Below are 11,227 nucleotides of genomic sequence, written 5' to 3'. Positions count from 1 at the left end.
CCCCAACCGGGAGCGCCGCCGCACAATCAGGATCGACCCGGGCTTAGACGATGCCCTGGTCCAGCATGGCGCCGGCGACCTTGAGGAAGCCCGCGATATTGGCACCCACCACGTAGTTGCCCGGGTGGCCGTAGGTCTCGGCGGCCGTGTAGCAAGCTTCGTGGATGCTCTTCATGATGCGATGCAGGTGGGCGTCCACCTCTTCGCGACTCCAGGACATGCGCAGGCTGTTCTGGCTCATTTCCAGGCCGCTGGTGGCCACGCCGCCGGCGTTGGCCGCCTTGCCCGGGGCAAACAAGACCTTGTTGGCGTGGAAAATTTCCACCGCTTCCGGCGTGCAGGGCATGTTGGCGGCTTCCACCACCGCGATGCAGCCGTTGGCCACCAGGGTCTTGGCGCTGGCGGCGTCCAGCTCGTTCTCGCAGGCGCTGGGCATGGCCACGTCGACCTTGACTTCCCACGGACGCTTGCCGGGCACCCAGGTCACGCCGAACTTGTCCGCGTACTCCTTGGCGCTCTTGCGGTAGACGGCCCAGAGCGTGCTCATGAACTCGAGCTTCTCGCCCTTGATGCCGTCGGGATCATGCACGTAGCCGTACTCGTCGCCCAGGGTGACGACCTTGCCGCCCAGCTCGTTGATCTTTTCGACGATGAAGGTGCCCACGTTGCCGTAGCCGGAGATGGAAACGGTCTTGCCCTTGAGGTCCTGGCCCTTCTTCTTCAGCATCTCCTCCAGGAAGTACACGGCGCCGTAGCCCGTGGCTTCCGGGCGGATGAGGCTGCCGCCCCAACCGATGCCCTTGCCCGTCAGGACGCCCGTGAACTCGTTGCGCAGGCGCTTGTATTGGCCGAACATGAAGCCGATCTCGCGGCCGCCCACGCCGATGTCGCCCGCCGGCACGTCGGTGTTGGGGCCGATGTGGCGGGACAGCTCGGTCATGAAGCTCTGGCAGAAGCGCATCACTTCGTTGTCGCTCTTGCCCTTGGGCTGGAAGTCGGAGCCGCCCTTGCCGCCGCCCATGGGCAGCGTGGTCAGGCTGTTCTTGAAGACCTGCTCGAAGGCCAGGAACTTGAGGATGCTCAGGTTGACAGTGGGATGGAAGCGCAGGCCGCCCTTGTAGGGGCCGATGGCGCTGTTCATCTCGATGCGGTAGCCGCGGTTGACCTGGACCTTGCCCTGATCGTCCACCCAGGGCACCCGGAACATGACCACGCGCTCGGGCTCCACCATGCGCTCCAGAATGGCATTCTGCTCAAATTCCGGATGGCGAGCCAGCACGGGCTCCAAGGAGGTCAGAACTTCCTCGACCGCCTGATGGAATTCAGGCTGTCCCGGATGATGAGTCTTCACACCATCCAGTATTTTGCTGATATACGCACTGCTCACGGGTCTCTCCTCTTCGTTAACCCGTTGTCAACCGGGCCGCTGTTGGCCCACCTGATGTCAAGCTCCCCGTGGGGAGCCAGGAGTCTGCCTGTTAAGCAAGGAACAGGACCGGTTTTCAGACCCGCGTCCTGGATGCGGGGCAAAGGTAGTTCCGTCCTCTCCTTTGCGCAAGGCGGCCGCCCGCTCACGGCACTCGGAAATGAACCAATTTCCCGGCCCCGAGCCGGGGCAGACACCCGGGCGCCGCCCCGGAATCATGAAAAAGGGAAGCCGACAGAGCCGGCTTCCCTTGTTAGACCCTCAGCAGGAGTCCCGCTGTGAACTCCGTCTTTGTTCAGGAAATCAAACCGTCGCGGCGCAGCAGGGCCTCGGGATCCGGCTGGCGGCCCCGGAAGGCCACGTACAGATCCATCGGATGCGCGCTGTTGCCCCGGCTCAAGATGTGGGCGCGGAAGCGCTCGGCCGTGGCCGGGTTGAACAGCCCCTCCTCCAGGAAGGCCTCGAAGGCGTCGGCATCCAGCACCTCGGCCCACTTGTAGCTGTAATAGCCGCTGGAATAACCGCCGGCGAAAATGTGGCTGAAGGCCGTGGACGTGGACGTGCCCGGCACGGGGGCCAGCACGCGCGTTCGCTCGAGTTCGCGCAGCTCGAAGGCCTCCAGGTCCTCCTGCAGATCCTGTTCCTTGCCGTGCCAGGCCATGTCCAGCAGACCGAAATTCAGTTGCCGCAGGCACGTGTAGCCCGCCTGGAAAGTCCGCAGCGCCCGCACTTTCTCGATCAGCTCCGCCGGGACGGGCTCGCCGGTCTGGTAGTGGCCGGCGAACAGCGCCAGGGCCTCGTGCTCGGTGGTCCAGTTCTCCATGATCTGGCTGGGCAGCTCCACGAAATCCCAGTAGACCGAGGTGCCGCCCATGGACTGGTACGTGCACTCCGAGAGCAGGCCGTGCAGGGCATGGCCGAATTCGTGGAATAGCGTGCGCACCTCATCCAGCCGCAGCAAACTGGGGCGCTCGGGGGAGGAGGGCGTGAAGTTGCAGACGATGCCCGCGTGGGGCCGGGTGGGCGAGCCGCGCCAGAGGCCCTGGTCGCGCAGGCCGGTCATCCAGGCGCCGCCCTGCTTGGTGTCCCGCGGGAAGAGGTCGACGTAGAACAGGCCCACCAGCGCGCCAGCGCGACTCACCTTGAAGACGCGCACGTCCTCGTGCCAGGTGGAGATCTCCTTGCGCTCCTCGAAGTCCAGCTGGTAGAGGCGGGTCGCCACCTGGAACATGCCCTCGAGCACGCGCTCCAGCGGGAAGTAGGCGCGCAACACCTCCTCGTCGAAGTCGAACAGGTGCTTCTTGAGCTGCTCGCTGTAGTAGGCGAAATCCCAGGGCCGCAGCTCCTGCAGGTCGTCCTGCTTCAGGGCGAACTCGCGCACCTGGGCCACGTCGCGTTCCGCCGCCGGGCGCGAGGCCGCCAGCATGCGGTCCAGGAAGCCCAGCACCTCGCCCGGGTGGCGGGCCATCCGCTCCTCGAGCACGTAGTGCGAATGCGTGGCGTAGCCCAGCAGCTTGGCGCGCTCCTGGCGCAGGGCGACGATGCTGCGGATCAGCGGCCGGTTGTCCAGCTCGCCGCCCAGGGCCCGGCTGTTGTAGGCACGCCACATCTGCTCGCGCAGCGGCCGGCGCGCGCTGTAGGTCATGAACGGGATCATCGACGGGGCGTGCAGCGTGGCCACCCAGCCCTCCTTGCCGCGCTTGGAGGCCTCGTGGGCCATGGCCGCGCGGGCGGATTCGGGCAGGCCGGCCAAGTCGGACTCAGCCGTCAGATGCAGCTCCCAGGCGTTGGTGGCCTTGAGCACGTTCTTGGAGAACTGCGGGCTCAGGGTGGACAGCTCCTGGTCGATGGCCCGCAGGCGGGCCTTCTTCTCCTCGGGCAGCAGGGCGCCGTTGCGCGTGAAGCCCAGCCAGGTCTTCTCCAGCAGGCGCAGGGACTCCGGGTCCAGGCCCAGCCCGGCACGCTGGCTGTGGACGGCCTCGATCCGCGCGAACAGCACGGGATCCAGGCTCAGATCGGACTCCAGCTCGGCCAGGAGCGGGCTGATCTGGTCGGAGAGGGCGTGCAACTCGGGCGTGCCGTGGGCGCCGAAGAGCAGGAAGTAGACGCCGGCCACCAGTTCCAGATCCTCGTTGGCGCGCTCCAGCGCGACGATGGTGTTCTGGAAATCCGGTGGGGCGGGGTTGGACTTGATGGCCTCCACCCGGGCGCGCGTGCGCTGCAGGCCTTCCCGCACGGCGGGCAGGTAGTGCTCCACGGCGATGCCGTCGAAGACCAGGCTCTTGAACTCGTCGTCCGCCACCTGGAAAGGGGCGAAGGGATCGGTGGATTGACTCATGAGGGGTCCCGTCTATCTAATGGTGGATTTCAAACGAACCATCCAAAGCAGACACGAAGCTCACGAAGAGAACGAAGAACACGGAGCATTGGGAGGCAGGTTGCCCGGGGTGTTCATGGAGCGGATCTCAATCCAATTGCACCTTCGTGCTCTTCCCGTGGCATCGTGGACTTCGTGTCCCTTCCTGTCCGCGCTCGCTACAAGTGCAGGGCGCGGTCGCCCGTGGCGGCCAGGGCCGCCTCCTTGATGGCCTCGGCATAGGTGGGGTGGGCGTGGCAGATCCGCGCCACGTCCTCCGCCGAGGCCTTGTACTCCAGTGCCGTCACGGCCTCGGCGATCAGGTCCGCCGCCCGCGGGCCGATCATCTGCACGCCCAGGATCTCGTCGGTCTGCGCATCGGCCAGGATCTTCACGAAGCCCTCTTTCTCCCCGGCGGCCCGGGCCCGGCCCAGCGCCATGAAGGGGAAGACGCCCTTCTTGAAGGCCCGGCCCTGGGCCTGCAGATCGTTCTCCGAGAAGCCCACCGCCGCCACTTCGGGCCAGGTGTAGACCACGCCGGGAATCAGGTGGTGGTTGAGCGCGGGCTTCTGACCGGCCAGGATCTCGGCCACGAAGACGCCCTCCTCCTCGGCCTTGTGGGCCAGCATGGCGCCGCCGATCACGTCGCCGATGGCGTAGATGCCGGGGACCTTTGTTTGCAGCTGCCCGTCCACGGGCAAGAAGCCCCGGGCATCCGTGGCCAGGCCGGCGGCCTCGAGGTTCAGGCCCTGGGTGTTGGGCTTGCGCCCGATGGCCACCAGGCAGTAGTCGGCCTTGAGGGCCAGCTCCTTGCCCTTGGCCGAGACGGCCTCCACCAGCACCTCGTCGCCCTGGCGCTCCACCTTGCCCACCCGCGCGCCCAGGTGGAACACGAAGCCCAGCTTCTTCAGGCTGCGCTCCAGCTCCTTGCCCAGCTCGCTGTCCATCCCGGGAATGCAGCGTTCCAGCGCCTCCACCACCTCCACGCGCGTGCCCAGCCGGGCGAACACGCTGCCCAGCTCCAGCCCGATCACGCCCGCGCCGATGATCAGCAGCCGCTTGGGAATCTCGGGCAGATTGAGGGCCTCGGTGGACGAGATGATCCGCTCCTTGTCGATGCGGCAGAAGGGCAGGTCCAGCGGCTTGGAGCCCGTGGCGACGATCACGTGCCGGCTCTCCAGCTCGGTGGTGCCCGCGGGCCCGTCCACGGCCACGCGCTTCGGCGCAAGGAAGCGGCCGACGCCCTGCAGGCGCGTGATCTTGTTCTTCTCCATCAGCTTGTCGATGCCCAGCGCGGTGAGCTGCACGACCTTGTCCTTGCGCGCCCGCATGGCCGCCCAGTCCACGCGCAGGTTGTCCAGCAGGATGCCGTGGTTGCCATAGCTCTTGGCCGCCTCGTGGAAGCGCTCGCTGGAATCCAGCAGCGCCTTGGAGGGAATGCAGCCCACGTTGGTGCAGGTGCCGCCCAGCCGTTCGTACTGTTCCACCAACGCCACGCTCATGCCCAGCTGGGCGCAGCGGATGGCCGCCACATAGCCGCCCGGCCCGCCGCCGATCACCGTCACATCTACCTTCATCCGATCCACCTCGTACGTTTGCGGCTTTTGGGCCGCCCTTCTTGCAGAACCAACCACAGAGACACGGGGACACAGCCAGCAGGAGCTTGTGAGGCCGAACCGTCCACCGGAGAGTGACTGCGGCTGCACTCCAGTCTCAATCCCGGTCTCTTGCTGTGCCTCCGTGCCTCTGTGGTTCTTTGCCGGAGCATGGCCCTCAGACCTTGAGCAGGAGCCGCACCGGCTCCTCCACCAGCTCCTTGATCCGTTTGAGGAAGCCCACGGACTCGCGGCCGTCGATCAGCCGGTGGTCGTAGGAGAGGGCCAGGTACATCATGGGCCGGATCACCACCTGGCCATTCACGGCCACGGGCCGGTCCTGGATGGCGTGCAGGCCGAGGATCGCACACTGGGGCGGGTTGAGGATCGGCGTGGAGAGCAGGCTGCCGAACACGCCGCCGTTGGAGATGGTGAAGGTCCCGCCCGTCATCTCCTTGATGGTGATGCGGTTCTCCCGGGCGCGGCCCGCCAGGCGGGCGATCTCCGCCTCCAGTCCGTCCAGGCCCAGTCCCTGGGCGTCGCGGATCACGGGCACCACCAGGCCCTTGGGCGCGCTCACGGCGATGCCCAGATCGACGTAGCCCGGCTCCACCAGCTCCTCACCCTCCAGCCGGCTGTTCACCGTCGGAAACTCCTGCAGCGCGCGCACGGCGGCGGCGGCGAAGAAGCTCATGAAGCCCAGATCCACCGAATGCAGCTCGCGGAAGCGCTCGCGCCAGCTCGCTCGCAGGGCCTTCACCGCGCTCAGGTCCGCCTCGTTGAAGGTGGTGAGCATGGCGGTCTGGGTGCGCACGGCCACCAGACGCTGGGCCAGTTTCTGGCGCAGCGGGCTGACGGGGCTGCGGGTCTCGCTGCGCGCGGACGGGGCGGCCGGTGCCGCAGCGACCGGGGCCGGAGCCGCCACGGGCTGGGCGGGCTCGGCGGACTCTGCGTGAGACGCAGCCAGCACGTCGGCCTTGGTGATCCGGCCGGCCTTGCCGCTGCCGGTCACCTGGGCGGGATCCAGGCCCCGCTCGTCCAGCAGCTTGCGCGCCGCCGGGGAGGTCCCGGAGACGACGGCGGAGGCGGGAATCGCCGGCTGCGGGGCGGGGGCTGCCTTCGGCGCAGGCGCCACAGCCGGTGCCGGGTCGCCCGCGGCGGCGGTCTCGATTCGCCCGGCCACCTGCCCCACTCGGGCCGTGCTGCCGGCGGGCAGCTCCACGCGCAGGATGCCCGGCGCAGGGGCCGCCACCACCAGCGTGGCCTTTTCGGACTCCAGCTCGAGAATCTCCTCGTCGGCCTCCACGGCCGCGCCATCGGGCTTTAGCCAAGCGGCCACCACCACTTCGGTGATGGACTCACCCGGACTGGGAATGAGAATGTCCATGCTCGGCATCCTTTCGCACCCGCCTCGCCGCCGGAACTTGCGTCAGGCGAAGGCCTTGTCCACCAGCAATTTTTGTTCGGTTCGATGGCGCACGCTGACCCCCGTCGCCGGGGCCGCGGCTGCGCGCCGGGAGACCAGTTCCAGCGGCCGCAGGCGGAAGCTGCGCTGCAGCCAGCTCCAGGCGCCCATGTTTTCCGGCTCCTCCTGCACCCAGAGCCAGCGCGTGGCCTTGGGCCAGCACTCCAGGGCCGCGGCCAGCCGGGCTTCGGGCAGGGGCGCCAGCTGTTCCAGCCGCAGGATGGCCACGTCCTGCCGCCCCTCCTCCGTCCGGCGGGCCTCCAGCTCGTAGGACAGCTTGCCGCTCACCAGCAGGACGCGGGTCACCCGGTCCGGATCCGCCGTGCGGTCGTCCAGCACCTCCTCGAAGCGCGTTCCCGGACCGAAGTCCGCCAGCGGGCTGACGCAGGCCGGCAGGCGCAGCAGGCTCTTGGGCGCGAAGACGATCAGTGGCACGCGGAAGGGCCGCTTGAGCTGCCGGCGCAGCAGGTGGAAGAAGTTGGCCGGCGTGCTGACGTTGGCGCACTGCAGGTTGGCCCCGGCGCAGAGCTGGAGGAAGCGCTCCATCCGGGCGCTGCTGTGCTCGTGACCCTGGCCCTCGTACCCGTGGGGCAGCAGGCAGACCAGCCCGCTGTGCTGGTGCCACTTGGTCTCGCCGCAGCTGAGGAACTGGTCGAAGATGATCTGCGCGCCGTTGGCGAAGTCGCCGAACTGGGCCTCCCAGAGGGTCAGGCCCGCCGGCGTGGCCGTGCTGTAGCCGTAATCGAAGCCCAGCACGCCGTACTCGTTCAAGGGCGAATTCAGCACCGTGAAGGGCGCCTGGCCGGGCTCCAGCCGGGCCAGCGGCACCAGCCGCTCGGCGGAATCCTCCAGCGTCAGCGCGGCGTGGCGGTGGCTGAAGGTGCCGCGCACGCTGTCCTGGCCGGAGAGGCGGACGGGATGGCCCTCGCGCAGCAGCGTGGCGTAGGCCAGGCTCTCCCCCAGCGCCCAGTCCAGCGCCCGGCCCTCCTCCAGCAGCGCGCGCCGCTGTTCGAAGAGCCGGCGTGCCTTGGGAATGACCTTCAGTTCCGCGGGCACGTCCAGCAGCCGGCGGCCGGTCTCGCGCAGGACGTCCAACTCCACGCCGGTCTCCGGGGAGGGCTGCTGAAAATCCTCGGGCCGCGCACTGCGCAGGCCGTGCCAGACCCCGCCCAAGTGTTCGCGCCGCGGGACCACTTTCAGGCCGGCGGCGGCGGCCAGCTCGGTCTCCATCTCCTCGCGGAAGGCGCGCTCGATCTCGCGGGCCTCCAGTTCGCTCATGGCGCCGGATTCCACCAGCTGCCGCCGGTAGATCTCCAGCGCGTCGGGGTGCCGGCTGATGGCCTCGTAGAGCAGGGGCTGGGTGAAGCGCGGCTCGTCGCCCTCGTTGTGTCCGTGTTTGCGATAGCCCAGGATGTCGATGAACACGTCGCGCCCGAACTCCTGGCGGAACTCCAGCGCCACTTCCACGGCGTGGATCACGGCCTCCACGTCGTCGCCGTTCACGTGGAAGACGGGCGAGAGGGTGACCTTGGCCACGTCCGTGCAGTAGGTGCTGCTGCGCCCCTCCAGATAGCCCGTTGTGAAGCCCACCTGGTTGTTCAACACCAGGTGAATGGTCCCGCCCGTGTGGTAGCCGGGCAACTGGGACATCTGCAGCACTTCGGCCACCACGCCCTGCCCGGCCACGGCGGCGTCGCCGTGGAGCAGGATCGGCGCGATGCGGCGGGCGTCGCCCTCGTGGCGGAACTCGAGCTTGGCGCGCACGATCCCCTCCACCACGGGATCCACGGCCTCGAGATGCGAGGGGTTGGGCGCCAGGCTCAGGTGCACGCTGCGGCCGCCGGGCAGCTGGCGGTCGTTGGAGTAGCCCAGGTGATACTTCACGTCGTTGGTGAAGTCCACGTCCTCGTAGTCCAGGTCCTGGAACTCGGCGAAGAGCTGGCGCAGGGGCTTGCCCAGCACGTTGGCCAGCACGTTCAGGCGCCCGCGGTGCGGCATGCCGATCACGAACTCGCGGATGCCCAGCCCGGCGCCCAGCCCCAGCACGGCGTCCAGGGCGGGAATCACCGCGTCCACGCCCTCGATGGAGAAGCGCTTCTGCCCCACGAAGCGCGTGTGCATCAGCTTCTCCAGCAGGACCGTGCGCGTCAGCATCCGGTAGACCTGGCGCCGCTCCTCGGGCGTCCAGGCGCGCTGGTTGCGCGTGCGCTCCATCCGCTCCTGCAGCCAGGCCACCACCCGCGGGCTGCGGATGAAGCGGTACTCCACGCCCACGCTGCGGCAGTAGGTCTCCTCCAGGTGGGCGACGATCTCGCGCAGGGGGGCGGTGCCCAGGCCCAGGCTCTGGCCGGCGTGGAAGGGCCGCTCCAGATCCTCCGGCCCGAGGCCGAAGGTGGCCAGGCCCAGGTCCGGCGCGTAGCGGCGCCGGCTGCGGACGGGGTTGGTGCGCGTGAACAGATGGCCGCGCTGGCGGTAGCCCTCGATCAGGGCCAGCACGCGGCTCTCGCGCTCGAAGTCCTCGCGCACCCGGCGGACGGGTTCGCTGCAGGCGGTCTCTGAGTCCGGCCCGGCGGCGGCCAGGGCCTCCGGCGCCCGGCGGGCGAACTCGAAGCCCTCGAAAAAGCGCTGCCAGTCGGCGGGCAGCGCGGCGGGGTCCTGGAGATACTGCTGGTAAAAAGCGTCCAGGACGCGCGGTTCGGCCTGGTGAAGCCAGGGAGCTGGGCTCATGAGGGGCGCTTGCCTTTCCATTCCTAGGTTGCCGACGCGGAAAAAACCTAGCGAAGGGGGGGCTGAATTTCCTGCTGGACAGGGGCTTGCGGCTGGATTTAACAGGTGCCGCGGGGGACTCGCACCACAGAGACACAGAGGCACAGAGCAAAAGTGGAAGAGACAGAATGGCTGCCGCCTTCCTCAGCTGATCCCGCCGCATGTTGGTGAGAACCCGCACCGGTAACGCCAAGTCCACCCAATCGAGCGGCACGCCCGTCCGTTCCCTCGGCCGTTCCACCTTGTTCGGCGCTGAAGATCCTACCCAATCAAAATCTTCCTTTCCTTTATCCGTCTCTGAGCCTCTGTGTCTCTGTGTTGAGTCTGGCTTCTGATGTTGAGTTTGGCTTCCGTGGTCACCAAGGAGACTCCATGCCCGTCCGCATCCACTCCGAGATCGACCCGCTGCGTACGGTGCTGCTGCACCAGCCGGGTTTCGAGCACCGCAAGACCGTGCCCTGGAACAAGGACGCCCTGCTCTTCGACGACATCCTGGACCTGGACGCCGCGCGCCAGGAGCACAAGGACTTCTCCCTGCTGCTGGCCCAGCACGGCGTGGAGGTGCTGTTCCTGATGGACCTGCTCAAGGAGATCTGCGCCGACCCGGCCCAGCGTCGGGGCGTCTACGAGGCGCTGATCCCCGCCGCCGTGCTGGCCAAGGTGGACCTGCGCCAGCTGCAGCCCTGGCACCTGGTGCACGGCTTCCCCGACGAGGCCTGGCTCAGCTCGCGCTCCCTGGTCCAGCCCCTGCCCAACCTCTACTTCCAGCGCGACCCGGCCTTCGTGGTGCCCGGCGCGCTGGTGATCGGCCACCCCTGCTGGCCGGCCCGGCGGGCGGAGAGCCTGCTGGTGCGCGAAGTCTTCCGCCGCCACCCGCGCTTCCAGGAACTGACGATCTGGGACGGCCTGCTGGATCTGCCCGGCGCCCACGTGGAGGGCGGCGACGTGCTGGTGCCCGACGAGCGGACCGTGCTGGTGGGGATCAGCGAGCGCACCACCGAGTCCGGCGCCGAGGCGCTGGCGGCCTGGCTCTTCGCGCACACGCCCGTGCGCCGGCTGCTCAAGATCTGGCTGCCCGCCAAGCGCGACTTCATGCACCTGGACACGGTGCTGACCTTCCTGGACCGCGGCCGCATCCTGACCATGCCCTACCTGTGGGAGCGGGCCGACCTCTACGCACGGATCGCCGAGGAGGCCCAGCGGCTCTGCGAACGGCTGGGCCATCCCTACACGGGGCCGCTGCCCGAGGAGCTCTTGGCCGGCACGCGGCTGGAGGTCGTGCACGACGACGGCCGCCGGGAGCGCCACCCGCGCGTGCTGGACGGCCTGGCGGAGTGCGGGCTGATCGAGCCGGACTGGACCGTGACCGTGGGCGGATCGGCCGGGCAGTTCGCCCGGGCGGAGGCGCACATCGTGGCCGCCCTGCGCGAGCAGTGGAACGACGCGGCCAATACCTTCGCCTTGAAGCCGGGCCAGGTGCTCTGCTACGACCGCAACATCGGCACGCTGCGGGCGCTGGAAGAGGCGCACGTGGAGGTGGTGAGGTTCGCGGGCAGCGATCTGGTGCGCGGGCGGGGCGGAGCCCGCTGCATGACCTGCCCGCTCTGGCGCGAATAACC

General features: G+C 68.5%; 6 protein-coding genes. 1 reads left to right on the top strand and 5 read right to left on the bottom strand.

Annotated features, from left to right (window positions below; genetic code table 11):
- Positions 1-43: 43 nt before the first annotated feature.
- From gdhA to WC326_06850, 5 genes are all read right to left on the bottom strand, one after another.
- Entirely contained in the window at positions 44-1,387 is a 1,344-nt protein-coding gene (gene gdhA, locus WC326_06870; GenBank protein ID MFA7330781.1) for an NADP-specific glutamate dehydrogenase, read from the bottom strand.
- 334 nt (positions 1,388-1,721) lie between these two features.
- Positions 1,722-3,764 (bottom strand): M3 family metallopeptidase, encoded by a 2,043-nt coding sequence (locus WC326_06865; GenBank protein ID MFA7330780.1) that lies wholly within the window; start codon positions 3,762-3,764, stop codon positions 1,722-1,724.
- Positions 3,765-3,961: 197 nt separating this feature from the next.
- Entirely contained in the window at positions 3,962-5,359 is a 1,398-nt protein-coding gene (gene lpdA / locus WC326_06860) for a dihydrolipoyl dehydrogenase (GenBank protein MFA7330779.1), read from the bottom strand.
- A gap of 196 nt (positions 5,360-5,555) precedes the next feature.
- Positions 5,556-6,764, bottom strand: a complete 1,209-nt coding sequence (gene odhB, locus WC326_06855) for a 2-oxoglutarate dehydrogenase complex dihydrolipoyllysine-residue succinyltransferase (protein MFA7330778.1) — start codon at positions 6,762-6,764, stop codon at positions 5,556-5,558.
- A 42-nt stretch (positions 6,765-6,806) separates the two neighbouring features.
- A complete protein-coding gene (locus tag WC326_06850; GenBank protein ID MFA7330777.1) occupies positions 6,807-9,569 on the bottom strand; it encodes a 2-oxoglutarate dehydrogenase E1 component in 2,763 nt (920 codons plus the stop codon).
- Positions 9,570-9,980: 411 nt separating this feature from the next.
- On the opposite strand from WC326_06850, the gene WC326_06845 reads away from it, so the two are divergent.
- The gene (locus WC326_06845; protein ID MFA7330776.1) at positions 9,981-11,225 is read left to right on the top strand and encodes an arginine deiminase family protein; all 1,245 of its coding nucleotides are present in this window, start codon (positions 9,981-9,983) and stop codon (positions 11,223-11,225) included.
- The last annotated feature ends 2 nt before the right edge of the window (positions 11,226-11,227 follow it).

This window comes from Candidatus Delongbacteria bacterium (assembly GCA_041675285.1).
In the GTDB taxonomy this organism is placed as follows: Bacteria; CAIWAD01; CAIWAD01; order CAIWAD01; family CAIWAD01; genus CAIWAD01.
The sequence above is the reverse complement of the archived record's forward strand: the minus strand, read 5'-3'. Positions and strand labels throughout refer to the sequence as shown.